Genomic DNA, 26,270 nt, shown 5'->3' on the forward strand with positions numbered 1-26,270 from the left:
GCCGATTAAAAATCTTTTTTGAAGATGTCTATTAATCGATAACCGAACTGCTAAACGCCAAGGTAACTCCCCTGCTTATTTATGCGGATAGATAGCTTCAAGGGCGGTAGTTAATTGTTGAAGGTGTGGTTTCCTAGAAGCAACCCAACAAGAGATGTCAAATCAGGGCCTAGTCCTGTTCTGTCCATGTAGCACTCAAACCAAAATTTCTCAATCTCTTGCTATTTTCTTGACACTTCTGTTAAGCTGATACGATATTTTTTTATTCATTCCTGAAGGGGTTTTGCCTGACTACAAGGGTTTCCATGGGGTGATGCTAAGTTGTATTTTGTGTCTACCGAGATGGACTTTGCAACATGACCAGCGATGTCCTTTTTTGAGTTCCAATGCACTGGATTGTTTATTCCTTTTAGGATAAACTAAACCTGGTATTCATTACCCGACTGGAATCACTGGTTAGTTCAAGTTTAATCATCTTTCAGGCTACCAGTAATGAAGTTCCTATTGTAGAATCCCAAAACAATCAAAAACCGAAAAACATTAAGATCACGTGAGGAGGACTTGAATGTCTCAGATAGTAACATCTGAAGGTGTAGGATCAGTAACACTAACTGGTGGAGGAGTTTCTTTAATTGGTGTAGAAGGTAAAGCAAATAGCATTTCTGGTACTGCTGATACCAAAATAATTCAAGGTAAAGGTGCAGGAGATGTTCTGAGTGCTGGGGAAGCCAACCCAATTGTCATTTACGGTTTCTCTGGTGGTGATCTGATTTATGGTAGTAATCTTGGGACTGGTGCTGCCACAGGTGCTGATGAACTTTACGGTAATGCCGGAGATGATACTATCTACGGTTTGAGCGGTAATGACCTAATCTATGGTGGTCAAAATAATGACCTGCTGTATGGCGGTGAGGGAGACGATTCCATTGGTGGTGATGAAGGAAACGATACCATTTCTGGAGGCGCGGGTGATGATATCCTAGCCGGCGGTAATGGAGAGGATTTCATTTATGGTGATGAAGGCAACGATATCATCTGGGGTGAACAAGGTAATGATCAGCTGTTTGGTGGTGGTGGAAACGACACCATCTATGGCGGTCAAGGCGATGACATCATTGCTGGTGGAGACGGTGATGATTTCATTACTGGAGACAAAGGCAATGATAACTTATCTGGTAATGCGGGTAGTGATACATTTGCCTTTACTCAAGTTGGCAGTGCTAATGCTGACGTAGTGGTTGATTTCGCATCAGGAACTGACAAAATTGCTTTATCTGCTAGCACCTTCTCTAATTTAGGCCCCAGCGTAGAGGCAGGTGAATTCACAGTTATTGCTAACTTCAATACTGCTAATGTTGGTAATACGACTGGACTGGTTTATGACTCTGCCAACGGCAAGTTATACTTCGTCACTGGTGGCGCTGCTCAAGAAGTAGCTACATTTGTGAATAATCCTACCTTAACTGCTGGTGACTTTGAAATATTCTAAGTCTGAATTTCCTTTAATTTAATCCTAGAGGGTAGCTTGGTCTACCCTTTTTTTATAGTAGTCAAACTTTAATCTTCAGATTTGGGTGGGACGGGATCATATCCCCCTGGATGATAGGGATGACAACGTAAAATCCGTTGTACCGCTAACCAACTCCCTTGAAAAATTCCAAACCGTTCGATGGCTTCAATGGCATATTGAGAACAGGTGGGATGAAAGCGGCAAACGGGAGGAAACAAGGGAGAAATTAAGAGTCTGTAGCCCCGAATGAGAGTAATGAATAGAATTTTCATAGTAGGAAATTGGGAATAATTTAACTTGGGAAAGAGACGCATTGATGGTCTAGGTTTAATAATTTTCAACCAAAACAACTTGAGGTGCGAGCAGAATTTGATCAGAAGTTTTGATCAATTTTCCGATTCCTAAAAGTTGATGGTCGGAATCATAAACACTGACAGGATGATCGTCTATTATTGAAAAATCTCCGAGAATGGGTTGTCCTTGACACCAACGTTTTGCGAATTCAGGGGTTAATATAATTGTTGTTAAATGATTTAAGGCTTGATTGGGAGATTGGGGTGAAAAGATTTGCTGTTGAACTTGGGTTTCTAAGGTTTCTAAAGTTATACTATTTTCTAAAGTAAACCCACTACTTTCAGTGCGGATTAAATGAGCTAAGGTTCCTCCGGTATTCAGTTGAGTTCCTAAATCTCTGGCAATTGAGCGAATATAGGTTCCTGAACCACAGGCGATCGCAATTTCTAATTCTGGAAATTCCCCTGGATACCAATTTAAAATTTTGAGATCGAAAATTTCAACTGTTCGGCTGGGAATGTCAATCGTTTCACCTTTTCTCGCTAAATCATATAACCGTTTTCCTTGAACATGAATGGCACTATAAAGCGGTGGAATTTGTTGAATTTTTCCCATAAATTGAGGCAGAATTGCTTGAATTTGCTCAAGGTTTAAATCGGGGATAGATTGATGGGTTAATATTTCTCCTTCTAAGTCATCCGTGGTGGTAGTGACACCGAATCTAATTCGCGCTTGATAAGCTTTTTTAGAGGGAAGAAATTGTAATAAACGAGTGGCTTTTCCCAAGGCAATTGGTAATACTCCTGTGGCTGCTGGATCAAGGGTTCCTGCGTGTCCTACTCGTTTTAACCGTAAAATTCGACGCACTCGCGCCACGCAGTCATGGGAAGTGAATCCCATCGGTTTATTAAGGTTGAGAAACCCGAACATTTTGGTTGTAAATTTCCTGGTTTTAATGGTTATTATATTTGAGAATTGACTAAGTTAGGATTTAAAATCTCCAGAGGTTAAATCTCCTGAAAAATCAGAAATAAATGCTAAGTAAGTGGGGTTATCGGTGTTATCAGTCCGAATTAATAAACCGTTAGTCTCATTTTCACTGACGGTTTCAAATCGTAATTGGCTATAGGTTAAGTCATTAGGAAGAATAAAAACGTCATCATCTTGATTATAATCGATAATCACATCAACGAAATTTCTATTAGTGCTGCCTGAATTAATCGAAATAGAAAAGCTATCTTGTCCTTCGCCACCGATTAAAATATCTTCACCTTGATCCCCAGAAATAAAATCATCTTGGCTACCTCCAACTACACAATCATCTCCTTGTCCTCCATATAATGTATGATTAGCATTACCATCAATCGTGCCAATCAAAATATCATTATCATTATTTCCAAATAAAAAGTTTTGTCCAATTCCTCCTTCTAAAGTATCATTTCCTTTTCCTCCGAACAAACTATCATCTCCTTCACTCCCTAAAATCGAATCCCGACTTTGATTTCCATTAATATAATCATTTCCAGTTTCACCATCAATCACATCCTCTCCATTATCACCATAAATGGTGTCACCTCCTCCCTGACCATATAAACTATCTGGCCCGATATTTCCACGCATAATATCCGCAGCCGAAGTTCCTGATAAACTTGCACCCAAGGTATCTGTGATCTGCGGAATTTGGTTTCCTGTCACCGTACTCTCTCCGCCACTACCCCCAGAAATGGTATTACTCCCTTCAGTGGTGTCATTGGTTAATGTATCCCCAGGTAGGGTGCTGTCGTATAATAAAAAAATTAAGTTCGGATCAAATGCAGAGGTCATAATCCCAGAAAAAATTAGGTTCGTCTCAAATTTTACCAACTGAGAGAGTCGCTTAACGGGAAGTCAACGGTTAGTGTTTTAGATTTTCCCCTGTGAATGACTAAATTTGAATAAACTACCTCGACTCGCTACGCTGAAGTCGAGGTTTTCAGTAGCCCTAGAATCAAAAAAACTAAGCTGAATATATTCCGTAAACTCACTGATAGCAAGATAAGGGATAGGTCGAATATAATAGGATCAACCTTGAGACTCTATATAAATTAACTGCAAAACTTTGGGATTGCCAATTACAAGCCCAAATCTTGCCCTGTTTTGTAGCCCAATTGACATTTGTAATTTTTTATCCAACGGATAATTATGTTTAATGCCACAGCTATTCTAATTGATGCCTTTGTCCAACAATTACAAGCCGGATATCGTCGCACTTACGGGGGTTTTAAACCAGATTACCCTGAAATTATTGCTTGGGCTGGAACAATGGCGTTAGAAAATATTGCTAATTGTGATGCTCTTTATCATAACGTCGAGCATACTATGTTAGTGACGTTAGTTGGACAGGAAATTTTACGCGGAAAACATATCCGAGAAGGCGGCGTTACCCCCCAAGATTGGTTGCATTTTATTATTTCTTTACTGTGTCATGATATTGGCTATGTAAAAGGAGTTTGTCGGCAAGATCAAGAAGCTATTGGTTTATTTGCAACGGGAATTGGAGATGGGATTGTTTCAATTTCAATCGGAGCGACTTCAGCTAGTTTAACCCCTTATCATGTTGATCGGGGAAAATTAGTCATTGATGAACGATTTGGGGGGCATAATTTAATCGATGCGGAACAAATTAAACGCAATATTGAATTAACTCGTTTTCCGGTTCCCGCCGATGAAACCCACCAAGATCGACATAATTATTCAGGGTTAGCAAGAGCGGCTGATTTGATAGGTCAATTGAGTGATCCGCGTTATTTGAAAAAGATTAGTTCCTTATTTTATGAATTTGAAGAAGTGGGGACTAATAAAGTTTTGGGGTATAAAACGCCAGGGGATCTGCGTCGGAACTACGCTAAATTTTACTGGAATGGTGTTTTTCCTTATATTCCGGCGGCTCTTAAATATTTAGAATTAACTCAAGAGGGTAAACAGATTGTTGCTAACCTCTACGCGAATGTTTTTCAAGTGGAAAATGAATCTCGAATTTTGCAAGGAATTAATCAATTCCCGACGGAAGCTAATGGCGGAAGTCGCAACGATTCTTATAAGGATGGTACTGCTACGGAGCAAAAAACGTTGGTGTTTAGTGAATTAACAGATCTAAATTTATAGCTAAGGATCGAGAACAGGAAAGGCAGAATAAGAAGGAAGGTTAATTAATTGACCTTCTTTTTTATCCCAGAGAAAACAGAAAACTTTGTAAAAATTTAGCTTAGGTCTAAGTTTAATATCTGTATAATTTTGAAATGATTGAGGCATTCGTTAACAATGGTAGAAGCTAATTTAGAAATTCAACAACGAATCAAAGAATTAAGAGGATTATTACAAAAAGCCAGTTATGAATATTATGTCTTAGACGCACCGACAATATCCGATGCAGTTTATGATCAATTGTATCGAGAACTGCAAGATTTAGAACAACAATATCCGACATTAATTACCCCAGATAGTCCGACGCAACGGGTGGGAGAAAAACCGGCTACTCAATTTCAATCGGTTCAACATAATATTTCTCTCTATAGTTTAGATAATGCTTTTAATTTTAAGGAATTAAAAACTTGGCAAGAACGCAGTCAAAAAATAGCGGTTAATTCCTCAGAAATTCCGACTTATGTTTGTGAATTAAAAATAGATGGTTCGGCTTTAGCGTTAACCTACGAAAACGGAATTTTAGTTCGAGGTGCAACGCGAGGAGATGGAATGACCGGGGAAGAAATTACTCAAAATGTTAAAACCATTCGTTCTATTCCTTTAAAATTAGCCTTAGAAAATCCTCCTCCTGTAGTGGAAGTGCGAGGAGAAGCATTTTTATCGTTAAATACCTTTGAAAAAATTAATCAAGATCGAAAAAAAGCGGGAGACGCTTTATTTGCTAATCCTAGAAATGCCGCAGCCGGAACTTTAAGACAATTAGATTCTAAAATTGTGGCTCAACGAAAATTAGATTTTTTTGCTTATACGTTATATATTCCTCAACCGGATAATTTAGAAGCAATTCCTTCTCAAACGCAATGGGAAAATTTAGAATTATTACAAACAATGGGATTTAAAGTCAATCCTAATCGCCAATTATGTTCTAATTTAGAGGAGGTTATCAAATATTGTGAATATTGGGATCAAGAACGTCATAATTTACCTTATATGACCGATGGAGTTGTGATTAAAATTAATCCTTTATCTTTACAAAAACAATTAGGTTTTACTCAAAAATTTCCTCGGTGGGCGATCGCTTATAAATATCCCGCAGAAGAATCTCCAACCGAAGTTAAATCTGTTACTGTACAAGTGGGGAGAACAGGCGCTTTAACCCCGGTTGCAGAACTTAATCCGATTTTACTCGCAGGAACTACGGTTCAACGGGCGACATTACATAACCGCGATCGCATTAAGGAGTTAGATTTGCATATTGGTGACACTGTAATTGTACGGAAAGCCGGAGAAATTATTCCTGAAGTGGTTAAGGTGTTATTAGAATTACGCCCCAAAGATGCAAAACGCTTTGAAATGCCAAGTCATTGTCCCGAATGCGGTCAACTTGTTGTACAACCGATGGGAGAAGCGGTGACGAGATGTATTAATGAGTCTTGTCCGGCAATTTTACAAGGATCTTTGATTCATTGGTGTTCGAGAGATGCGTTAGATATTAATGGAATTGGGGATAAATTAGTTCAACAATTAGCGACTAAAAAGTTAGTGAATTCTGTGGCTGATTTATATCAATTAACTGTTGAACAATTAATGAGTTTAGATCGGATGGGAGAAAAATCAGCGACTAAAATTGTCAATGCGATCGCTGCTTCTAAAACTCAACCTTGGTCACGGGTTTTATATGGGTTAGGTATTCGTCATGTGGGGAGTGTGAATGCGGAATTAATTACACAAAAATTTAAAAGTGTTGAACAGTTAATCCAAGCTTCTGCCACAGATATTGAAGGAGTTTATGGAATAGGGCCAGAAATTGCCGATTCGGTTTATCAATGGTTTAATCTCCCAGCAAATCAAAACTTAATTGAACGATTGAAAAACGCAGGGTTACAGTTTGATAGTTCACAAAAGATAGAAGATAATCAAACCCGTCAATCTCAATCTTTAGCGGGTAAAACTTTTGTAATAACAGGAACATTACCAACCTTAAAACGGGATGAAGCTAAAAAATTAATTCAAAATGCGGGAGGAAAAGTAACAGATTCGGTGAGTAAAAAAACCGATTATGTTGTGGTTGGCGAAGAAGCAGGATCGAAGCTGAAAAAAGCCCAAGATTTAGGAATTACTTTGTTATCTGAAGAACAACTATTAACTTTATTTTAGGGGTGTTGGGAGAGCCAAACCCTGTGTCAAAAGGGTTGGGTCTCCCAACCCCTACAATAAAATATTACGACCGATTTAGAAGTGTTATATATACTAGGATATAGTAATAAAATTGATTTTAGATTATAATTAATATCAGTTTTTTTTGTTTTTACAATGTCAATTCATTTAACATCAGGGCGGTGGCGTTTAGGATTAGGATTAGCTTTATTAACAACATTTTTATGGGGAATTTTACCATTAGGATTAGCGATTATTTTACAAGGTTTAGATGTTTATACTGTGACTTGGTATCGATTTTTAATTGCTTTTGTGCTTTTAGGAATATATTTAGCAACTGCTCAAAAACTCCCTAACGTTCAAAACTGGCGTTCAATACCTTGGAGGTTATTAGGAATTGCGACAATATTTTTAGCGGCTAACTATGTGCTATTTTTACAAGGTTTAGCGTTAACTTCTCCTACCAATGCAGAAGTGTTAATTCAATTGTCCCCTGTGTTAATGGGGTTAGGAGCACTTGCTATTTTTAAAGAACATTATACGCGATTACAATGGTTAGGTTTAGGCGTTCTAACATTAGGATTTAGCTTGTTTTTTCATGAACAATTACGGGTTTTAGTAACAGCTTCAGATCAATATTTATTAGGAAGTCTTATTCTAGTCTGTGCGGCGGTTTGTTGGGCGATTTATGCTTTAGCACAAAAACAACTTTTACAACAGCTTTCCTCTTCCGAGATTATGTGGTTAATTTATGGAAGCTGCACCCTATTATATTTACCTGTTTCGACACCAACCGCCATTTTTAGTCTGACGTCATTTCAATTTTTTATTTTACTATTTTGCGGACTCAATACATTAATTGCTTATGGTGCTTTTGCAGAATCTTTAGAACATTGGGAAGCATCCAGGGTGAGTGCGGTTTTAGCCTTAGCACCGATTATAACGTTAATTTCAGTTGATACGGTTGCTTTATTATTTCCCTTATTAATCAAACCCGAACATTTAACCATTTTAGCGATTATTGGAGCCATTTTAGTAGTAGCAGGTTCGATGATGATTGCTCTTGGAAAAAAACAGTAGGATGCAATGGGGGAAGTAACGATTCTAAATTATTGGCGATCAGAATTTTTAGGGGTTGGGAGACCCAACCCTCTTAGTGTCTGGGCTGGGAATAATATGATTTAATACTCGATAAATTGAATTAATTTTTAACCTTTTCTACATAACCCCATAAACTATAATCTCGACTTAACCAACCGTGAAAGAATGCCATTTGACTCGGATTTTCTTGAACTCGTTTATAACGATATAAAATCCGTTCATTGACAATTTGTAATGCGGTGTATTGATTATTTCCTTGTTCTAAAGCTTCACGGGTTTGCTGATCAAAAGTTCCCGTTTGAGGCAATCCTAATGCTTGTTGTAAAAAAGTAATTGAGTTATTAATTCCAAAGTTAACCGCCGTATCAAACATAACAATTGCTAAAGCGGGGTGCATTTTTGCGGCTTCACTTCCTTGCCAATAACTATTATAAATTTCTACTAATTCGGTTTCGGACATTTGGCTAACATCTAAACCAGGTAATCCTCTCCGAGAGCGATAAGCATCATATTCAGCTTGGGTAATGCCTCGATAAGTTCTCCCTCCAATATCGGCGGGATGGTCGCTTAATCCTCCTTCAAAATAAAGCGTAAATCCTAAAGCTGCATTAAATAATTTGGTTTCATAATCACTTCTAATTTTATTTCTCGCCCAACTTTGGCTGCCAATCGCCACCGAAAACGCTAAGGTGAGTAACACCATTCCTGTGATCGCCTGGGGTTTGAGTTTTGTTTTAAATTGTTTAACAAGCATTTGCGACCAATTCATAAATTTAGAGGGAATCAAAGTTACTATAACGTTATTTAAGGCTATTTAGACCGATAAGCCACAGTCTAGGATAACAGATTAGTGGACGGTTGACCCAAAACGTTATAACTTTAAAAATGAGATAACTGATTATGGGCGGGGAAACCCCGTCCCTACTGAATGTCTGTGAATCCAAATCAATCCTCTGATCCCGTTTCCATGCAGCCTAATAGTTCCCAAGGGTGGACAGAAATGGCGGAAAGTTATTATGCTCAGAAATTGTATTCTGAGGCGATCGCAGCTTGCCAACAAGCGATTGCAATGGAACCCAACTGGGCGTTAGCTTATGTAACGATGGGGAATATTTATCAAGCCCAAAATCAACTGGAAGAGGCCATTCGTTCCTATCAACAAGCGTTACAAATTAACCCGAATTTAGCCCAAGCCCATGCAAATTTGGGCAGTATGTTTTACCGTCAGGGACAATTAGAATCAGCGATTAAAAGTTATCGTCAAGCGGTCAATTTACAACCGGATTTAGCCGCTGTTCATTGGAACTTAGCACAAGTTTTAAAGGCCGTTGGAGAAATGCCAGAAGCTCAAGTTTCAGAACAACGAGCTTTAGCCTTAAATCCGCAATTAGGTGGGGCAGAATTTCTGTTTAACCAAGGCAATCAATTCGCCCTGCAAGGAAAAGTTGAAGACGCGATCGCAACTTGGAAAAAAGCGATTGAATTGAAACCAGATTTTGCTGAAGTTTATGGTCAAATGGGGATGGTTTTACGCCATCAAGGAAAATATAAAGAGGCAATTCCGTTATTAGAAAAAGCCATTGAACTCAAACCTAATTTGCCTTTAGCCCATCAACATTTATGCGGAATTTACCGTGATAGTAGCAATTTAGCAGCCGCCCGAAAAGCGGTAGATCGCTATGGAGAATGTTGTGGCGATATTGACCCGATTATGTCGTTAATTTATAGTATTAGCATTTATCAAGTATCGGGATTAAATCATATTGCGAAAGAGCGGTTTTTAAAATTAGAATCTCAACTGCATTCTAAATTAGCTCGAACAACGTTAGTTGAGATAAAATCTCTTTACTCAAATTTGTTGTTTAGTATGCCTTATTTAAGGGATGATTTGAATCAAAATACTAAGCTACATCATCGAATTACGAAACGATATATTGAAACAACGCTTAAACCTAAATATTCCCAGATTTCTAATACTATTCCTCCCTCATTTCCCCATTCTCCCTTAAGGCTTGGCATTTTATCGAGTCATTTTAATCGTCATTCGGTGGGGTGGTGTAGTTTAGATGTTTTACGGGAATTATCGAAGTTATCGGTTAATCTCTATTTATATTGTACCGACCGCCTCCAAACCGATGATCGCACACCTTTATTTGAAGCCATTGCTCATAAATTTTTTATTCCTAAACATTACCCTAATGGCTTACCAACACCGGAAGAAATAATTCAAGAAATTAAAAACGATGAAATTGATATTCTGTTAGATTTGGATGCGTTAAGCTTACCCATTCATGCGGATATTTTTTATCAAAAACCTGTTCCGATTTGTATTTCTTGGTTAGGGTTTGATGCGCTACAAATTTCAGATCAAACTTATTTTTTAGGGGATTTCTATACCCATCCCCAAGGCACTGAACAATATTATACTGAAAAATTGTTACGGATGCCAAACTGCTTTATGGCGGTTTCGGGTTTTAATCGAGATTTAGTTGAAGCGATTAAAGTTCGACAATCTTACCGAATTAGTTCGGATCAAATTGTTTATTTATGTGTTGCATCCGGTCGGAAATTTAATGCAGAATTAGCCAAAGCTCAGATCGAAATTTTAAAACAGGTTCCTGATAGTATTTTAATTTATAAAGGGTTGGCGGATCAAGAAGTGGTGATTTCAACTTACCGTCAAGTTTGTGATGCGGTGGGAGTCGGAAAACACCGGATTAAATTTTTACCTCGTTTTCCCCAAGAGGAAGAACACCGAAAAATTTATGCGATGGCTGATATTCTATTAGATTCCTATCCCTATAATGGCGGAACTCATACCTTAGAGGCGCTGTGGTTTAATGTTCCGGTGGTGACTCGAAAAGGGGAACAATTTTTATCCCGAATGGGTTATTCTTTCTTGCAAGGATTATCAATTCAAGAGGGAATTGCTGAGTCTTGGAAAGACTATATTAACTGGGGGATACGTTTAGGTCAGGATGAAGCTTTGAGAAAATCCATTCAAGAAAAGTTAATTCAATCTAAACAAGCTAAACCTTTACCTTCTCTGTGGAATCCTCAACAATTTGCTCAAGATTTATCTCAGATTTTACAACAATTAATTCTGAAAATCCAGTAGGGTGAGAATGGTGGATCAATGATGGGATTGCTCTCAATTTTAATCCCTCGGAAAACTGTTAGTTAAATTTACATTAACCTCAACATTAAGGCTGCTTCCAAACTTTAACTTGTCCATCCCATCCACCACTGACTAAGGTTTTCCCATCGGGACTGATGCTAACAGCATTAATATAACCCGAATGACCTTTTAAATTGCCTTTTAATTGACCTGTTTTTATATCCCAAAGTTTAACAGTTTTATCCCAACTTCCACTAATTAAGGTTTTACCATCGGTGGTAATTGCAATTGACCAAACGCCATCGGTATGACCGCTTAAACGACGGATGGGTTGACCTGTTTTTAATTTCCATAACGCAATTGTTCCATCAGCACTCCCACTAGCTAAGGTTTCACCATCGGGACTAATCGCTAAGGATAAAACGGATAATTCATGACCTTTTAAAGTCCGCATTAATTCTCCGGTTTCAAGATTCCAAAGTTTAATACTGCTATCCTTACTCCCACTCGCTAAAATTTTACCATCGGGACTAAATGCGATCGCATCCACTAACTGTTCATGTCCAATTAATGTTTTCAAAAGTTGACCTGTTTGCACATCCCAAAGCTTAATGGTTTTATCCCAACTTCCACTGGCGATTTGTTGATAATTGGGACTTAATTCAACTGCTAAAACGGCATTATTATGAGCTTTAATGGTTTTAATTAAAGGCAAGTTTGGGGATTCTAATCCTGTTGCTAAATCCCAAATTTTGATCAATCCATCTTCACCCCCTGTGACTAAATATTGATTATCTTTACTGAGACTAATACTATTAATTGCTCCTTGATGGGCTTTTAAACTTCGAGTCAGTCCACTGGTGGTAGTATTCCAAATAGAAAGACTTCCATTACTATTGCCAATAATCACATAGGGAAAGGATAAAGCCAAGGATAAAATTTCTCCTGATGCTTCTGTTAATGTCGTGGCTAAAGTAAAAGAATGATTCACCGCAGCGATTGTATTAGAAGGGTTTGGGGAAGAGGGAGAAGAATTAGGATTAGGGTTATTGGTAACAGGTGCAGAATTATTAATAGAGTTAGGAATAGCAGATAATCTTGCGGTTTTTCGCCAATCTAAAAAATAATTAATCGGGATTCCAGCCGAAACAATATTATCACGATTCGTCCCTAACTGAACAATACCATTAACTCCTATCACCTTCCCTTCTGTATCTAAAATCGGCCCGCCACTCATGCCACTTCTAACTAAATTCGTGTACACTAAACTATATCCAGCACGGGGTTGTTGACGCTGAGTAAAGGTTCCATTGGTACTTAAAAAAAGTCGCTGACCCAGAGAACTTCCCGAACGAGGCCACCCAGCTACATAAATTGAACTTCCGGGTTGAATTTGATTAGCATCGGTGGGAATTGCCACCCGATAACGTTGGGAACTGCTAAAGGGAACCAGGGCTAAATCCAGATTGGGTAGTTGTTGAATTAAACTATAATAAACAAAGTAGCGTTTGCCATCGGAGGTGACAATTTCATAGTCTCCTACTCGATCAACAACGTGCCAATTTGTTAGAACATAATAGGTATTGCCTTGTTTTTCCACAATGAATCCTGAACCGCCTTTTGGCCCATCAATTCTAACGGTAATTTGCCCTGCAATCGTATTCACTTCTGCGGGAGATAAGGCTAGGTTTTGAGAGGTAGGCAATTGTGAAAGAAAGGGAAGAGAGAGAACGGGAATTGGAAGACTGATTAAGGGAATACTGATCAGAATTGCACCGATATTTTGAGAGAAAATATTAATAATTTTTTTGCTAAAATTCATCGTCAATTTAACCTATTATTATATCCGATCAATTTTAACGTAAGATTAGTGTTTTTGGTGAGTATCCTTACTATTAAGTAATAACCTTTAATACGCTTGCTGTTCATGGGATTTTATCAGGGGTAAACGGACAATAAATGTGGTTCCAATACCCATTTGACTATCAACCCAAATTTTACCTTTATGAACCTCTAGGCAATGTTTAACAATGGCTAAACCTAACCCAGTACCGGGAATTGAACCCACATTTTTAGCACGATGGAAAGGTTCAAAAAGTTGGGAAAATGAATCGCTAGGAATCCCTATTCCTTGATCTTGAATACAGAAATCAATAAATTTATCTTGAATAACCACATCAAATTGAACGCTCTCTGATTGAGGAGAGTATTTAATTGCATTTTCTAATAAATTGATTAAAATTCTTCTTAATAAATTAGGATCAACAATAACTTCTTGAACCGTTAATTTAAAATTCAACTGAATTTGGGATTCCTTTCCATTATTGTGTTGAATTTCTTCCACCAGTTGACGACAAAAGGCTTCTAAATTAATTGCATTCGGTTGATATTGAAGCTGACCCGAATCCGCCTCACCTAATAATAAAACTTCATCCAACAATTGAGCCATATTTTTACTTGCAGAGCGAATGCGTTGGAATAAAGTTAATTTTTTTTCTTGAGATAATTTTTCTTCGTAATCTTGTAGTAATACCGTTGAAGCTAAAATTGTATTTAACGGATTTTTAATATCATGGGAAATCATGGAAACAAATTCAGATCTGAGTTGATTTTGTTCCTGAGCTTTCACTAATTCTTTAGTCCGTTCTGCAACGCGAATTTCTAATGCTTGATTCATAGCTTTTAAGCTTTCTAAGGTATGTTTTCGTTCAATGGCATACCGTAGAGAACGCACTAAAACCGTTCCCGTTACCTGTCGTTTAATTAAATAATCTTGCGCTCCTTGACGCACCGCCAGAATTGCCAAATCATCATCATTAGTATTCGTTAAAACCACAATCGGTGAACTGGGAACCTGTTCAATCAAACGAGCTAAGGATTCTAATCCTTGACTATCCGGTAGGGTTAAATCTAATAAAATCACATCAAAATTCGTGGTTTTTAATTCTTCTAAAGCTTCTTTTAGACGTTTAACATGAACCACGCTAAAGGCTTGACACAGTGAATCTTTCAGCAATTCCTGTAAGAATCGAGCTTCAGCGAGGTTGTCTTCAATCAACAAGATTTTCACTGAACTACCAAGCCTCATTTTTGAATAGCTTTCCTCCTGTCCTAATGAGGAGAAAGATGAAGAATGGGAAGAATAAAGAACATAAGAATTGGAATGAAGCGACGGTTCAGAATAACCCGGTAAAGTTTCTTCCTCACCTGAAAATACAGAGTGAGTTTCTGGCTTCTTCCAAGTTTCTTTTTGATTCCCAATGGGCCGCATTTTCTATCCTTCTCCTTCTCAAAAGGATATGTTAATCACAAGGTAAAGTAACAGTTTTAAGCCAAAATTCTTCAATTCCTCGAACAATTGTAAAGAGTTGGCTTAAATTTCGAGATTTTGTAATATAGCAGTTGACATGGAGGTTATAGCTGTGATGAATATCCTCTTCATTGTGGGAAGTCGTGAGAACCACCACCGGAATTCGTTTTAAGCTAGGGTCAGCTTTAATTTCAGCTAATACCTCACGCCCATCTTTTCGAGGTAAGTTTAAATCCAAAAGGATTAAATCCGGTCGAGGTGCGTTTGCATATTCTCCTTCCTGGCGAAGAAAAGCCATTGCATCTACCCCGTTTCTAACAGTTACAATTTCGTGAGGCAATTGGCTATCTTTTAATGCTTCTTGGATGAGGCGGATATCCGCTTTATTATCCTCGACCAAAAAGATCATTTTGGATTTTTCGTCCATTTCGGCGCTCACGTTCGCGTCCTCCTACGGGAATTGTAAAGTAGAATGTTGATCCTTGATCAAGTTCAGATTCAACCCAAATTTTCCCGCGATGGCATTCTACAATTTTTTTACAAATTGCTAATCCCATCCCAGTTCCGGGGTATTCATCTCGGGTGTGTAACCGTTGAAAAATGATAAAAATTCGTTCAGCAAATTGTGCATCAATTCCGATTCCATTATCCTGCACCGAGAACAACCAAGCATCTTCAATGCGTTGGGCTCCAATATGAATTTCCGGGGGTTTTTCGCTGCGGAATTTAATCGCATTCCCAATTAAATTTTGAAATAATTGCATCAATTGGGTGCTATCTGCCATCACCGTTGGCATCGGATCATGGGTAATGGTAGTACGACTTTCAGCAATGCGTTTTCGTAAATTGGATAACGCTCGATCTAAAGCAGTTTCAACCTCGGTAAATTGAAACTCAATGCCCTGCATATCCACCTTAGAATACGCTAAAACATCATCAATTAAGGTTTGCATTAAACTCACCCCTTCAACGGCATAGGTGATGAATTCCCTTGCATCATCATCGAGAGCTTTTTGATAACGCATTTCGAGGAGTTGCACATAATTTGCCACTTGATTTAAGGGTTCTTGTAAATCATGGGATGCAACATAAGCAAACTTTTTCAACTCGGCGTTAGACCGTTCTAAATCATGGGCTAATTGTGCTAATTCATCCGCTTGTCGCAACACAATATTAATGATAGCTTTTCGCAATTCTAAAGCGGCTTTAATTTCAACTTGTTTCCAAGGCAGGGATTTTAAGCGGACGGTTTCTTTCCACTGTTCAAAAGATTTCCGAGGAGATAGAAACACTTGACCGTCGCTGTGGGTCGTTTCAAAGGCTTGACGGGGATTTCCCCCCCATTTCACCGTTTGGATGACTTCAGGGCGGAACCACAGCACATAATTTTTATTAGAAATGGGAATAGCTAATAACCCACTCCCAACGGCTTTAAATCGTTCAGCATCGGAATAAATTTGAGGTAAAGAATCGGTATAAAAAGCTTCTTCCTCACCTTGTTTTCGTAACCATTGAATTAAGAAGTTTAAGTCTTCTTCGGCAGGCGTTTCACCGATTAAAGTAAATTCCCCACCGAAGTAAATGGCGGCTCCTTGAGCATTCGTTAAATCTAATAAATTCGGTTGATGTTTAATTAAACCATCAATAAAGTTTTCTGCCTGAGCCATATAATCAATCAAAGCCGATTGAATATAAGTCAATTTAATTCGATAGTCATAATCTTCGGTTTCTTCCCGTTCTGAAAGTTCAGAAAAAATCACTCGTCCTAAAAATTCGCAGGCTTTGCGCAGTTCATAGGAAACATATTTGGTCGTGAGATGATGACAAGCAATTAATCCCCACAGTTTTCCTTCTTTAATTAAAGAAATCGTTAAGGAAGAACCGACTCCCATATTGTGTAAATATTGCAGATGGCAAGGAGAAGCACTGCGAAGAATTGAACCAGTTAAATCCGTGGGACGATGACTAATGGGATTAACTTCAGGAAACAGTTTAACGGGTTCAGCAGCCGCATCAGGAATTAAACGAATCCAATTCGAGCTAAACATCCGTCTAGCGGGTTTAGGAATATCAGATTCAGGATAATGTAGCCCTAAATACGGTTCCATTTCCTCTCGTTTTTCTTCTGCAATGACTTCTCCATGTCCATCTTCATCAAATTTATATAACATCACGCGGTCAAACCCGGTGACTTTTCGCACTTCCTTAACAATAATTTGGCAAAAATCTCGTAAATTTGAAGAAGATTCGAGTTGGTTAATTGAAACTCTAGCTAAATGATAAAAGCTCAAAAATGGAATATTTTCTTGAGACGTGGCCGGTTCTAGTTCTAAGATTAAATAACCGTCGGAGTTGCGATGAAATACTCCATCAAAAATCGCATAATCATCTCCTTCAATTCGCATCCAAATTTTAGTCGGATTAATAAAATCCAGGTTATCTTGTTTCAGTCCGGTTTCAATCCGTTCCATTTGGAAGGGATCGAGTAAATCTGCCAAAGGGTTATGAATCATATGATCAGGAGAAATTCCCAGGATTGATTCAATATTCTGACTGATTTGTAAAATTCTCAAACTGGGTTCTTCTAAAACCAATAACATCCCATGAGGTTGAATTTGGCTGAAAATATGGATGGGTTGCTCATCTAATTGTCTTAAACTCAACTGATTGTCTTGTACCCCTATTTCTACCATAACAATTCTCCTAAATCCATATTGACCTCGAATCTCTATTTTTCCTATCTTCCTAATTTAGGACTCGCCATTTGAGTCGGCATTTATGGTTTGATCTCTGCACCTGAGAAGGAAAAGCTAGTTTTTGGTAAATTCCTCCGCTTAAATTGATCCTGACTTTTAAGACATTGAAAAAGGGTTCAAACCGAACGGTAGAACTCCTCTTGGTTTGTTCGCATAACTCATCCATTTTTTAGCCGAAGTCAACCGGATCTAAGTCGTGATTTTGAAATAGTACGTTGAGGGTTTTCGACAATTTTCTTCAGCCGTTATGGGTTGTTACTTTCTTAGTATAGCATTGGATTAAGTTAACTAGATAAAAACATCATAATACTAATTTGAAATATTTCCCTATAATTCTTTATGTTTTTTTAAAAAACTATACATATTCAAAAAAGCAGTCAACAGACAGGTGAAATTGCGTGAGGAGCGAGAATGATTAAAGCATTCTATTGGTTTAAAATCCACTGCATTAATCCAGGGAATAATCGATAGATTTCTGTGGCTAATACAGCCGGGCCAACAATCACTTCATTTTGTTTATTTTCCACTGCATTCCAAATCGCTTGAGCAATATCTTCTGGTTGACTGACCCAAGTTGAAGCTAAAGCAGAATCTAAGCGTTGACGCAGTTGTTCAATTTCAAATTCATCTTCTCCTCGAAATAAAGCTCGTTCCATAAAATTACTATTAATAATACCCGGATGAACTGCACAAACTTGAATCCCTTTTTTTCCCAGTTCTAATCGCAAAGATTCTGTTAATCCTGTCACTGCATATTTACTGGCACAATAAGCCGCCATTTGTGGAAAGGGAATTTTACCCCCAAAGGAACCAACATTGACAATCGTTCCCTGTTTTTGTTGTAAAAAATGGGGTAGTAAAGTTTGAATTAAATTAACATATCCAAAGAAGTTAGTATTCATTAATTGATGCCAATCTTCTAAGGTGGTATGTTCAACGGATGCCGTTAAGCAAATGCCCGCATTATTGACTAAAACATCAATGGTTTCATAATAATCTAATGCTTTTTCAACTAAGTATTTCACCTGTTCAATATCGGTGACATCCGTGGGGATGGCTAAGGTGGAAACCCCCAAGGATAAAATTTCGTCAGCTACGGTTTCTAAGCGTTCAGGTTCTCGTGCTGCTAAAATCACATTGTAGCCCTTCTTGGCAAATAATAAAGCCGTTGCTTTTCCGGTTCCTTGAGAAGCACCTGTAATTAAAACGTTGGATGTCATAGTCTTAAATTTAAAACTTCTGCTTTATAAGGTAGCGCATAAATTAACAAATGAGCAGAAATAAAGTTAAACTTTAAAGATTAATTCCCTTAGAGTATCAAACACAAATGCAGCGTTTTTCTTCCTCATCTCCTGGGTTCGTTTGGGGAGTGGTGATGATTGGAGTCATGGCAATTTCAATCGGTTCGATTTTAGTGCGCTTAGCGTTGAAATCGGCGGATCAAAGTGGGATTGGTTTTAGTTTAGTGATGGCGGCGATTCGCTTAACGGGTGCTTCTTTAATTGTATTACCAACGGCTTTAAAAATTAAGTGGCGATCGCTTTCCTCTCAAGCCTTAATTTATGCCATTGCAGCCGGAGGTTGTTTAGCGTTCCATTTTGCTACATGGATTACCTCTTTATCTTATACTTCCATTGCTGCTTCCACAACTTTAGTCACAACAAGCCCAATTTGGGTGGCAATTTTATCCAAATTTTGGTTAAATGAAAAACTTTCTCCTGGGAAAATGATCGGAATTGCAGTTGCATTTCTAGGAGGAATAATGATTGGGTTGAGTGAAACTCAAACAGGCAGTTTTTATTCTAATCCATTATTAGGAGATAGTTTAGCATTAATTGGAGCTTGGGCAGTTAGTTTTTATATTATGTTTGGGCGAGAAGCTCAACAACGGGGGTTTTCGATTGGGGGTTATGTGATGGTTGCTTATACGGTCGCTGCCCTTATTTTATTGCCCTTACCGTTGGTTTTTGGGGTCGGTTATACAAATTATCCAACTTCGGTTTATTTCTATCTATTATTAATGGCAATTATTCCTCAATTAATCGGTCATACCAGTTTTAATTGGGCGATTAATAAAATTTCTCCGACTTTAGTGACTTTGGCGATTTTATTTGAACCCATTGGAGCCAGTTTTTTAGGGTATTTATTCTTTAATGAAGTTCCGCCATTATCGGTATTAATCGGAGGAATTATTATTTTAAGCGGAGTTGCGATCGCTGTGATTAATTCTGAGTTAAAATCAGGGTAGGTGCGTAAGCACCGCGCACGCACCCTACCCTGATAAATTATCTTCTGTTATTACATTTGACTCGTTGGCTTTCTATTGTGTAATCTCGTGGAATTGTACTTAAATCCATTCCCGGTTGATAAATTGTTTTTGCATCCCATAATTTAGCTCCCGTTAAGTTAACTCCGTCTAAATTTGTTTGAGCATCAATAATGACCCCACTTAAGTCAGTTTTACTTAAATCTGCTCCACTTAAATCTGCTCCACTTAAGTTAGCATCAACAAAATTAGCAAAGGAAAAATTAGTATTCTTTAAATTAGTATTCGATAGGTTAGCACAGGTAAAAAATGCGCCTCGGAAATTACCACCACTGAGGTTAGCATTACTTAGATTTGCTTGTCGTAATTGAGAATTAACTCGGCTTTGATTACTTAAATCGGCTCCTTGTAAATTACATCCTTGACAGGAACGAGCTTCACCTCGGAGAAAAACAGCCGGATCAGTTGTATTAAATTGAGCCACCGTTGGGGCGACAAAAATCGCAGGAGTAAATAAAGCTAAAATTGTCCAAAATTTATATTTCATGATTAATTTTACTCAAGTTTTATGCTTTCATTACTAACATATTTATAGAATCCTGTCAATTGTACGATTACCTAAAATAGAGTAATTTTAATGCAGCATTCCTGATGGTTAAATCCATTAATTCAGCATCAATATTAAAGGGAACAGATGCGGTTAGCAACGCCCAAATTAGATTGCCAATTTTCGGTAAAGTTAGCCGGGGAACTGATATCCTCAGAATAGGAAATTTCTTGAGTTTGGCATCTAACTTGCAAGCGCAAAAACTGAAAAACCCCATTACATCCACTTCCGCCGCTTATATCTCCTCGTGTTAGCAAAACAGAAATCATTCTGTTATTATTATCACCCTTTAAAGTTTGAGGATTAGCATAATAACTACAACCATCTCGACTCGTATGAATTAATAAATTGTATTGTTTACGCACAAAATTATAAGTTTCTTGATCGGGTAAAGTAGCATAACTTTTGATTCCGATTAATGAGATAGAAATCCCCGTTATTAAACATAAAAAACCGATATTTGGGTATAAATAATTCATCATTTGTTATAAAAAAAATCAATCAAATTTTCCAAGCAATTCAAGACTTAGAAATGGCAACTAAAATTTATCAATAACCAGGTTATACCAATTGGTATGAAGAAACCTTAGATTTAATTAAAATTTTAAAATTAAAACAGAATGCTATTTTCTATCAATCGTATTTAGGGGTGGGCAGGTGTTATTGATGTTTATAAACCTGCCCCTATCATATTTGAAACCTTAAGCTGTTTCAAAGGATTCAACTTGTAACACCGGGCCAACCATTGCTAAGGTCATGATATCTTCTCGAACCTGACCTTGAACGGTGACTTTTAACCCGGATTTCTGCAAATCAGAAGGCGGATTATGCAGTTCATAAGTTTTATTATCGCTAACTAATGCCCAGGTTCCCGAACCAAATCCTTTGCGTTGAATTGTGCCTGTTACTGTTAAGTTCATAAGCTGTTCACTTGAGTTTTAATCGCTAAACGAGCTAATCCAAAACATAATAAAGCATTAGAAATTAGGAACAGTTGAGAAACCCAACCTGTTCCTAATCCCCAAACAGTCGGAGACACTATCGCATTAATTCCTAAACAACTCGCGGTTCCAATTGTCATCCCAATTGCAATCCACTTCCATTGCGGATGCCCAAGCAACAATACAATTAAAATTGTAGGAATCAGTACACTGGCAAAAATTGGGTTTAATATGGAACTTCCCTGAATTGCTCCTCCTAATTCTGGCACAGAACTCCCCATAATTCGCATCGGCCATTGGGGTAAATCAAAGATATAAAAACCTCGCAGGAAAAATAAACCACTGCTACCCGCAATTAATCCTCCAGTCATTGACCAACCCCATTGAAATGGGAAATAATTTCGCAGGAACCAAGCTAATAAATAGGAACCTAAAACCATTGCTACTTTCGGGAATAATGCTACCGCACCGCCATCAATCCAAAAGCGAGGATTAAGATAGCCATTATCCCGTAACCACCGGAAGAAATCACGGAAGGTAATTTGTCCTTTTAATGCCATTTGAACAGCGTTTGCTGCATCTAAATGACCCGCCCCAAAATAATTTAAAGGATCATCAGAAACTTTGCGAGAAGATACTTTCAAAATATTAATAATTTGGTCGGGTTCTGTCACGCCACTCGCTTTAATTAAGGCTGCCACTCCAGCCACATGAGGCGCCGCCATACTGGTTCCTTGAAGGGCGGCAAATATCGCGTCACCCGTTTCAGGATCAATGGTATTTTGTAAGATTCCACCCACTTCATTTTCACCTTCAATTAATCCCCCAGGTGCCGCAATATCCACTCCTGCACCATAGTTAGAATAGGGGGTTTTATTTCCCGCCGCATCTAACGCCGCAACCCCTAAAACTTTCGGATAACGACCCGGATATCCAGCAGAATTTTGTCCGGCATTTCCAGCCGCAGCGATTATGACAACGCCTTTAGAATAGGCATAATCAATGGCTTCTTGCATTAAATCACTTTCGCCACTTCCGCCTAAACTCAAGTTAATAATATCGGCGTTATGATCCGCCGCAAATTTAATCGCTTCAGCAATATCAGAAACCGTTCCTCCACCCCCAGCACTTAATACTTTTAATGGCATAATTTTAGCTTTGTAAGCAATTCCGGTTACGCCATAATTATTATTGGTAGATTGAGCAATAGTTCCTGCTACATGGGTTCCATGTCCATTATCATCAAAGGCATCTATTTTATCGTTAACAAAATCATAGCCTTCGACCAATTGAGTTTGTTCTAAATCGGGAACCTGACTGACTCCACTATCAATAACTGCAACGGTAATTCCTTCCCCTTGAGTTTCACTCCAAGCTCCTTCGAGATTAATACTGCGGAAATTCCATTGTTGACCATATAATGGATCATTGGGAAGGCTATAAGGTGTATGATAAATTAAGGCAGCCTGTGAATTTTGATCAGGCATTTCATCCGCTCGATAAATATAGTTCGGTTCAATCAATTCTGTTTGTTTACCGAAGGATTTCTTCAGAGATTTAAGCAGGTCTTTATCCCCCCGAACGACATAAACATGATCCCCTTGAGAAAATTCACTATTGAGAGCAGGAACTACTTGATATTGTTCAGCTAGGGATCGAACTTGGTTAGCAATTTCTGGTTCTCCTAAAGATTCTCGGAAATCTAGTACAATACTGTCATAACTGCCTTGATTCGCTAGACCGGAAAAATTAGAAATTGCCCAGCCTAAACCAATTAAAAATAAGCAGAATAGGAAAAATTTTTTCATCGTTTTTCAACCCTTAAGGTTGATGAGAAGTTGGGTGTTCCTAGAAACAAGGTTTCTAAAACTTAATCTTGATGACAACGGACAAGACAAAGGCAGAAACCGGGTTTCTTGAGTCTGAATACAATCTTGTGTTTCTATTGTATCTAGTGTTCTCAAAACTCACTATCATCAACAATAAATTTATACGGAGTAAACGGGTTATGGAACGAGGTTTATTGTGGCTTCCTCTGTTGGCGGTGTTTATCGGTTTAGCTTGGTCGGGTTGGAATGAATACCAAAAACTGGAAGCTTATCAAACTTGGGCGACGGATTTTGATAAAGCCAAATATGATATTTATGCGGTCTTGGGGTTAAAGGAAACAACCTTAACCTGGGGAAAACCGACCCGTAAAGGGCCAATTAATCTACAAACCTTTTCCCTCAAAGATGTTACCTCTTTGGCTCTATTCGTGGATAATCAGGTTATTGATCCTAATTTTCCCCCAGAAAAAGGAAAAGCGATCGCCTTAGAATTTAGATTCAGCGATGCGGCTCAAATTGTCCAAATTCCTTTCACTGAAATTTCTCTTGCTGTCCGATGGTATAAATACCTTGAATCCTTAAGGCAATCAATATTATAAATTATGAACTATACTAAGGAAAATAACCGTTATTTTCCTTGATTTTAAGGAAATTATGGGTTATTTTTTCCTTTTGTTAAACTAAACCCATGAATTTCAAACGATTTCCTAAACTGTTAATTGCCTTTACCTTAGCCCTATCATTATTTGTATCCGCTTGTACAGGAACAACTTCTGCACCGCCCCAAGGTAATCCATCTGTTAGTAGTCCCGCCCAACCTGTGGCGACGCAAAAACCCGTTTCAGGGGGAAGTTTTAATCAGTTTTTCCCTAAAAGCGAAGATGAATATAAGGTGGTTTTTGCCCAAGAAAAAACCGGATTTGCGGAAGCCAAATTAAACGAAAATGGGCAGAATGTAGCCATGCTTTCCATTAATGATGTTGCTAATAACCCCAGTGCCGCGACAAAATATCAAAGCAGTAGCAAAACCATTGATGGATTTCCATCCGTGACTCAAGGGACTACTAGCACTGCGATTTTAGTTGCTAATCGCTATCAAGTTAAAGTTCAATCTCGTTCGGATTCTTTTGATGCAGATGACCGAGAAGAATGGATTGGTAAATTTGATTTACAGGGGTTATCCAAGCTAAAATAATATCAAATATAGCCGGATAATTAGCTTTTTTAAAATACTTGTTTTTTTAGGAGAATAATTGTGAGCAAATCAATTACTCAATTAGTCGATGAATTACCCACAGGCGGAATTACCGTCATGGTTTTACGGGGGTTAGACTTTGTAATTCCGGGTGAATGGAATAATTTAGTAGGGTTTGAAAATAGCGTTCGCACCATTACCGGAGAAAGTGATCCGGCTTTGATTCAACAAATTAGTGAACGGGCATTATGGCTCTATAATGATAAAAATCAAGGCTATCAACGGGCGTTGTGGTTATATCAAACTATTGATAGTGCTGGAACCGCTTTAGGCACGGCAGCTTTAGCCAATAAAATTGGAGAAAATGTTAGCTTTTTAGGCTTTTTAAATCATTTAACTCCTAAAGCCAATAAAGCCCAAACGATTGATTTATCCTTGAAATTAGTAGCAGAATTAGTAGGATTTTGCTTAATTAATGGAATTCCAGGTGATAGTATTGGGGATTTCGTGGGTGCATTAGGTGATTATGGTGGCGAATCTTTAATGCGAATGACCGCCTTAGTTTGTTTGGATGGTTTAATTCCCTTGGGGCCCGATTTTATTAGTTCAGCGTTATCAACGATTGAAGGATTAACCCCCAAAGAATTAGATCAAAATGAAGGGTTTAAACGCATTAAAGATGTAGTTCCGGGGGGGAATTCTGAAGGAAAATTAAACTTTATTCAACAGAGTTTTGGTTCCGTCACGGGTTGGATGGGTGATTTTGTTTCCCAACATGATTTAACTCCTGAAAGAGTGGTGAAAAATCTGCAAGGGTTTGTCGATATTACCAATGATAAGTTAGATTATGTGGCGGCATTTTTGGACATGACCACCAACTATTATACCCATACGGGAACTCAAACCTTAGCTCGTCGGTTAATTGAACGGGCGGTTGCAGAAATTTAACCGGAAATACAAAAAATTAGGGGGTTGGGTTTTCCCACCCCTAGACAGGGTTCTGTGATCCGTTAAAATATCTTAAAGATTGTTGTAAATTGTTGTTGAAATTAACTAAAGGAACTCTCCATGTCTGAGGAAACTAAACCCCAAGCTGAAGCTACCCCGGAAACAGAAGCGAAAAAACCCGCCGATAAGAAACCTAAAGCACCTGCGTTAGAAGATAAACCCTTCGGTGAGTTTATTCAACAAGATTATCTCCCCGCCTTACAACAAGCATTTAATCGTCAAGGAATTGATGATTTAGATTTGAAATTTTCTCAAGAAAAATTTCCGTCTGGGTTAGGTGTGAATCAAGATTGTTGGCAAGTTATTGGTAAATGGCAAGCGGGAAAACGACAGTTTAATGTTTATTTTCCCAATGAAGATATCAGCAGCCAAAAACTATTTACCTGTGCATTAAATGGGAATCAACCTTCTACCATTGAATCCTTTTTAGTAGATGAACGAAAAATTACCCTGGATTTATTAGTGTTTGGAGTCGTTCAACGCCTGAATGCTCAAAAATGGTTAACTCGTAACTAATTTTAATCTTGAAAATCATCACAGTACATCTTGGTTAGAGGTTTTATGGTAGAAAAAATCAAAAAAACAGATGCGGAATGGAAAGAACAATTAAGCGAGGAACAGTTCCATGTAACTCGCAAAAAAGGTACTGAACGCGCATTTACAGGCAAATACCATAACAATAAAGAAAAGGGAATTTATAAATGCGTTTGTTGTGGTACAGAATTATTTAGTTCGGAAACAAAATTTGAGTCAGGAACCGGATGGCCGAGTTTTTGGCAACCCATTAAAGAAGATAATATTAGGTGTGAAAATGATTTTAGCTTCTTCATGCGTCGAACAGAAGTTCTCTGTGCGGCTTGCGATGCCCATTTAGGTCATGTTTTTAATGATGGCCCTAAACCCACCGGACAACGGTATTGTATGAATTCTGCGGCGTTAGATTTCGAGAAATCTGAAGATTAACTGAACTCCCTAACCCCCTTCCCGATGGGGGA

The 26,270-nt window shown here is 38.1% G+C and carries 24 protein-coding genes; 11 read left to right on the forward strand and 13 right to left on the reverse strand.

Annotated elements, in window-relative coordinates:
- Positions 1 to 565: 565 nt before the first annotated feature.
- A complete protein-coding gene (locus ACKPEB_RS02320; protein ID WP_408963167.1) occupies positions 566 to 1,489 on the forward strand; it encodes a calcium-binding protein in 924 nt (307 codons plus the stop codon).
- Between the two features lie 68 nt (positions 1,490 to 1,557).
- Here the strand turns inward: ACKPEB_RS02320 and yidD are convergent, their stop codons facing one another.
- The 3 genes from yidD to ACKPEB_RS02335 are packed head-to-tail and all read right to left on the reverse strand — an operon-like array spanning position 1,558 to position 3,628.
- Positions 1,558 to 1,782: a membrane protein insertion efficiency factor YidD gene (gene yidD, locus ACKPEB_RS02325; RefSeq protein ID WP_408963168.1), complete on the reverse strand. Its 225-nt coding sequence runs from the start codon at positions 1,780 to 1,782 to the stop codon at positions 1,558 to 1,560.
- A 55-nt stretch (positions 1,783 to 1,837) separates the two neighbouring features.
- Positions 1,838 to 2,734 (reverse strand): tRNA pseudouridine(55) synthase TruB, encoded by an 897-nt coding sequence (gene truB / locus ACKPEB_RS02330; RefSeq protein WP_408963169.1) that lies wholly within the window; start codon positions 2,732 to 2,734, stop codon positions 1,838 to 1,840.
- 54 nt (positions 2,735 to 2,788) lie between these two features.
- Positions 2,789 to 3,628, reverse strand: coding sequence for a calcium-binding protein (locus tag ACKPEB_RS02335; protein ID WP_408963170.1), 840 nt, complete (start codon positions 3,626 to 3,628; stop codon positions 2,789 to 2,791).
- Between the two features lie 357 nt (positions 3,629 to 3,985).
- Between ACKPEB_RS02335 and ACKPEB_RS02340 the strand changes: the two genes are divergently transcribed.
- The 3 genes from ACKPEB_RS02340 (at position 3,986) to ACKPEB_RS02350 (ending at position 8,224) form a co-directional block, all read left to right on the forward strand.
- Positions 3,986 to 4,948: an Npun_R2479 family HD domain-containing metalloprotein gene (locus tag ACKPEB_RS02340; RefSeq protein ID WP_408963171.1), complete on the forward strand. Its 963-nt coding sequence runs from the start codon at positions 3,986 to 3,988 to the stop codon at positions 4,946 to 4,948.
- Positions 4,949 to 5,104: 156 nt separating this feature from the next.
- Positions 5,105 to 7,144: an NAD-dependent DNA ligase LigA gene (ligA, locus tag ACKPEB_RS02345; protein WP_408963172.1), complete on the forward strand. Its 2,040-nt coding sequence runs from the start codon at positions 5,105 to 5,107 to the stop codon at positions 7,142 to 7,144.
- 156 nt (positions 7,145 to 7,300) lie between these two features.
- On the forward strand, positions 7,301 to 8,224 hold the full coding sequence (locus ACKPEB_RS02350; RefSeq protein WP_408963173.1) for a DMT family transporter: 924 nt from the start codon (positions 7,301 to 7,303) through the stop codon (positions 8,222 to 8,224).
- A 121-nt stretch (positions 8,225 to 8,345) separates the two neighbouring features.
- Here the strand turns inward: ACKPEB_RS02350 and ACKPEB_RS02355 are convergent, their stop codons facing one another.
- The gene (locus ACKPEB_RS02355) at positions 8,346 to 9,014 is read right to left on the reverse strand and encodes a glycoside hydrolase family 108 protein (protein ID WP_408963174.1); all 669 of its coding nucleotides are present in this window, start codon (positions 9,012 to 9,014) and stop codon (positions 8,346 to 8,348) included.
- 159 nt (positions 9,015 to 9,173) lie between these two features.
- On the opposite strand from ACKPEB_RS02355, the gene ACKPEB_RS02360 reads away from it, so the two are divergent.
- Positions 9,174 to 11,363, forward strand: a complete 2,190-nt coding sequence (locus ACKPEB_RS02360) for a tetratricopeptide repeat protein (protein ID WP_408963175.1) — start codon at positions 9,174 to 9,176, stop codon at positions 11,361 to 11,363.
- Between the two features lie 85 nt (positions 11,364 to 11,448).
- Here ACKPEB_RS02360 and ACKPEB_RS02365 read toward each other — a convergent pair whose 3' ends face one another.
- From ACKPEB_RS02365 to ACKPEB_RS02385, 5 genes are all read right to left on the reverse strand, one after another.
- On the reverse strand, positions 11,449 to 13,185 hold the full coding sequence (locus ACKPEB_RS02365) for a trypsin-like peptidase domain-containing protein (RefSeq protein WP_408963176.1): 1,737 nt from the start codon (positions 13,183 to 13,185) through the stop codon (positions 11,449 to 11,451).
- 87 nt (positions 13,186 to 13,272) lie between these two features.
- On the reverse strand, positions 13,273 to 14,634 hold the full coding sequence (locus ACKPEB_RS02370; protein WP_408963177.1) for an ATP-binding protein: 1,362 nt from the start codon (positions 14,632 to 14,634) through the stop codon (positions 13,273 to 13,275).
- 31 nt (positions 14,635 to 14,665) lie between these two features.
- Complete coding sequence (locus ACKPEB_RS02375; RefSeq protein WP_408963178.1) at positions 14,666 to 15,100, reverse strand: response regulator; 435 nt, start codon at positions 15,098 to 15,100, stop codon at positions 14,666 to 14,668.
- Positions 15,060 to 17,366 carry an ATP-binding protein gene (locus tag ACKPEB_RS02380; RefSeq protein ID WP_408963180.1) on the reverse strand — a complete coding sequence of 769 codons (2,307 nt, stop codon included), beginning with the start codon at positions 17,364 to 17,366 and terminating at the stop codon, positions 15,060 to 15,062. Before ACKPEB_RS02380 ends, ACKPEB_RS02375 begins: the two co-directional genes overlap by 41 nt.
- Positions 17,367 to 17,854: 488 nt before the next feature.
- A complete protein-coding gene (locus tag ACKPEB_RS02385) occupies positions 17,855 to 18,649 on the reverse strand; it encodes an SDR family NAD(P)-dependent oxidoreductase (protein WP_408963181.1) in 795 nt (264 codons plus the stop codon).
- Positions 18,650 to 18,756: 107 nt separating this feature from the next.
- Between ACKPEB_RS02385 and ACKPEB_RS02390 the strand changes: the two genes are divergently transcribed.
- On the forward strand, positions 18,757 to 19,677 hold the full coding sequence (locus ACKPEB_RS02390) for a DMT family transporter (protein WP_408963182.1): 921 nt from the start codon (positions 18,757 to 18,759) through the stop codon (positions 19,675 to 19,677).
- Between the two features lie 37 nt (positions 19,678 to 19,714).
- On the opposite strand, the gene ACKPEB_RS02395 is transcribed toward ACKPEB_RS02390, so the two are convergent.
- From ACKPEB_RS02395 to ACKPEB_RS02410, 4 genes are all read right to left on the reverse strand, one after another.
- A complete protein-coding gene (locus ACKPEB_RS02395) occupies positions 19,715 to 20,242 on the reverse strand; it encodes a pentapeptide repeat-containing protein (protein WP_408963183.1) in 528 nt (175 codons plus the stop codon).
- A gap of 134 nt (positions 20,243 to 20,376) precedes the next feature.
- Positions 20,377 to 20,784, reverse strand: coding sequence for a hypothetical protein (locus ACKPEB_RS02400; protein WP_408963184.1), 408 nt, complete (start codon positions 20,782 to 20,784; stop codon positions 20,377 to 20,379).
- Between the two features lie 219 nt (positions 20,785 to 21,003).
- A complete protein-coding gene (locus ACKPEB_RS02405) occupies positions 21,004 to 21,222 on the reverse strand; it encodes a hypothetical protein (protein WP_408963185.1) in 219 nt (72 codons plus the stop codon).
- A complete protein-coding gene (locus ACKPEB_RS02410; RefSeq protein WP_408963186.1) occupies positions 21,219 to 23,051 on the reverse strand; it encodes a S8 family peptidase in 1,833 nt (610 codons plus the stop codon). Before ACKPEB_RS02410 ends, ACKPEB_RS02405 begins: the two co-directional genes overlap by 4 nt.
- A gap of 200 nt (positions 23,052 to 23,251) precedes the next feature.
- On the opposite strand from ACKPEB_RS02410, the gene ACKPEB_RS02415 reads away from it, so the two are divergent.
- The 5 genes from ACKPEB_RS02415 to msrB all read left to right on the forward strand — a co-directional run bounded on the left by ACKPEB_RS02415 (position 23,252) and on the right by msrB (position 26,238).
- On the forward strand, positions 23,252 to 23,671 hold the full coding sequence (locus ACKPEB_RS02415; protein ID WP_408963187.1) for a hypothetical protein: 420 nt from the start codon (positions 23,252 to 23,254) through the stop codon (positions 23,669 to 23,671).
- Between the two features lie 89 nt (positions 23,672 to 23,760).
- Positions 23,761 to 24,267 (forward strand): hypothetical protein, encoded by a 507-nt coding sequence (locus ACKPEB_RS02420; protein ID WP_408963188.1) that lies wholly within the window; start codon positions 23,761 to 23,763, stop codon positions 24,265 to 24,267.
- Positions 24,268 to 24,327: 60 nt separating this feature from the next.
- On the forward strand, positions 24,328 to 25,215 hold the full coding sequence (locus ACKPEB_RS02425; protein ID WP_408963189.1) for a hypothetical protein: 888 nt from the start codon (positions 24,328 to 24,330) through the stop codon (positions 25,213 to 25,215).
- A 120-nt stretch (positions 25,216 to 25,335) separates the two neighbouring features.
- Positions 25,336 to 25,791, forward strand: a complete 456-nt coding sequence (locus tag ACKPEB_RS02430; RefSeq protein WP_408963190.1) for a DUF2996 domain-containing protein — start codon at positions 25,336 to 25,338, stop codon at positions 25,789 to 25,791.
- Between the two features lie 45 nt (positions 25,792 to 25,836).
- A complete protein-coding gene (gene msrB / locus ACKPEB_RS02435) occupies positions 25,837 to 26,238 on the forward strand; it encodes a peptide-methionine (R)-S-oxide reductase MsrB (RefSeq protein WP_408963191.1) in 402 nt (133 codons plus the stop codon).
- The last annotated feature ends 32 nt before the right edge of the window (positions 26,239 to 26,270 follow it).

This window comes from Planktothrix sp. (genome assembly GCF_046067725.1).
Taxonomy (GTDB): Bacteria; Cyanobacteriota; Cyanobacteriia; order Cyanobacteriales; family Microcoleaceae; genus Planktothrix.

What these genes read in the sequence shown, in the direction of transcription:
- ACKPEB_RS02320 (WP_408963167.1), top strand. Translation starts at nt 566, where the DNA reads ATGTCTCAGATAGTAACATCTGAAGGTGTAGGATCAGTAACACTAACT.
- yidD (WP_408963168.1), bottom strand. Translation starts at nt 1,782, where the DNA reads ATGAAAATTCTATTCATTACTCTCATTCGGGGCTACAGACTCTTAATT.
- truB (WP_408963169.1), bottom strand. Translation starts at nt 2,734, where the DNA reads ATGTTCGGGTTTCTCAACCTTAATAAACCGATGGGATTCACTTCCCAT.
- ACKPEB_RS02335 (WP_408963170.1), bottom strand. Translation starts at nt 3,628, where the DNA reads ATGACCTCTGCATTTGATCCGAACTTAATTTTTTTATTATACGACAGC.
- ACKPEB_RS02340 (WP_408963171.1), top strand. Translation starts at nt 3,986, where the DNA reads ATGTTTAATGCCACAGCTATTCTAATTGATGCCTTTGTCCAACAATTA.
- ligA (WP_408963172.1), top strand. Translation starts at nt 5,105, where the DNA reads ATGGTAGAAGCTAATTTAGAAATTCAACAACGAATCAAAGAATTAAGA.
- ACKPEB_RS02350 (WP_408963173.1), top strand. Translation starts at nt 7,301, where the DNA reads ATGTCAATTCATTTAACATCAGGGCGGTGGCGTTTAGGATTAGGATTA.
- ACKPEB_RS02355 (WP_408963174.1), bottom strand. Translation starts at nt 9,014, where the DNA reads ATGAATTGGTCGCAAATGCTTGTTAAACAATTTAAAACAAAACTCAAA.
- ACKPEB_RS02360 (WP_408963175.1), top strand. Translation starts at nt 9,174, where the DNA reads ATGTCTGTGAATCCAAATCAATCCTCTGATCCCGTTTCCATGCAGCCT.
- ACKPEB_RS02365 (WP_408963176.1), bottom strand. Translation starts at nt 13,185, where the DNA reads ATGAATTTTAGCAAAAAAATTATTAATATTTTCTCTCAAAATATCGGT.
- ACKPEB_RS02370 (WP_408963177.1), bottom strand. Translation starts at nt 14,634, where the DNA reads ATGCGGCCCATTGGGAATCAAAAAGAAACTTGGAAGAAGCCAGAAACT.
- ACKPEB_RS02375 (WP_408963178.1), bottom strand. Translation starts at nt 15,100, where the DNA reads ATGGACGAAAAATCCAAAATGATCTTTTTGGTCGAGGATAATAAAGCG.
- ACKPEB_RS02380 (WP_408963180.1), bottom strand. Translation starts at nt 17,366, where the DNA reads ATGGTAGAAATAGGGGTACAAGACAATCAGTTGAGTTTAAGACAATTA.
- ACKPEB_RS02385 (WP_408963181.1), bottom strand. Translation starts at nt 18,649, where the DNA reads ATGACATCCAACGTTTTAATTACAGGTGCTTCTCAAGGAACCGGAAAA.
- ACKPEB_RS02390 (WP_408963182.1), top strand. Translation starts at nt 18,757, where the DNA reads ATGCAGCGTTTTTCTTCCTCATCTCCTGGGTTCGTTTGGGGAGTGGTG.
- ACKPEB_RS02395 (WP_408963183.1), bottom strand. Translation starts at nt 20,242, where the DNA reads ATGAAATATAAATTTTGGACAATTTTAGCTTTATTTACTCCTGCGATT.
- ACKPEB_RS02400 (WP_408963184.1), bottom strand. Translation starts at nt 20,784, where the DNA reads ATGATGAATTATTTATACCCAAATATCGGTTTTTTATGTTTAATAACG.
- ACKPEB_RS02405 (WP_408963185.1), bottom strand. Translation starts at nt 21,222, where the DNA reads ATGAACTTAACAGTAACAGGCACAATTCAACGCAAAGGATTTGGTTCG.
- ACKPEB_RS02410 (WP_408963186.1), bottom strand. Translation starts at nt 23,051, where the DNA reads ATGAAAAAATTTTTCCTATTCTGCTTATTTTTAATTGGTTTAGGCTGG.
- ACKPEB_RS02415 (WP_408963187.1), top strand. Translation starts at nt 23,252, where the DNA reads ATGGAACGAGGTTTATTGTGGCTTCCTCTGTTGGCGGTGTTTATCGGT.
- ACKPEB_RS02420 (WP_408963188.1), top strand. Translation starts at nt 23,761, where the DNA reads ATGAATTTCAAACGATTTCCTAAACTGTTAATTGCCTTTACCTTAGCC.
- ACKPEB_RS02430 (WP_408963190.1), top strand. Translation starts at nt 25,336, where the DNA reads ATGTCTGAGGAAACTAAACCCCAAGCTGAAGCTACCCCGGAAACAGAA.
- msrB (WP_408963191.1), top strand. Translation starts at nt 25,837, where the DNA reads ATGGTAGAAAAAATCAAAAAAACAGATGCGGAATGGAAAGAACAATTA.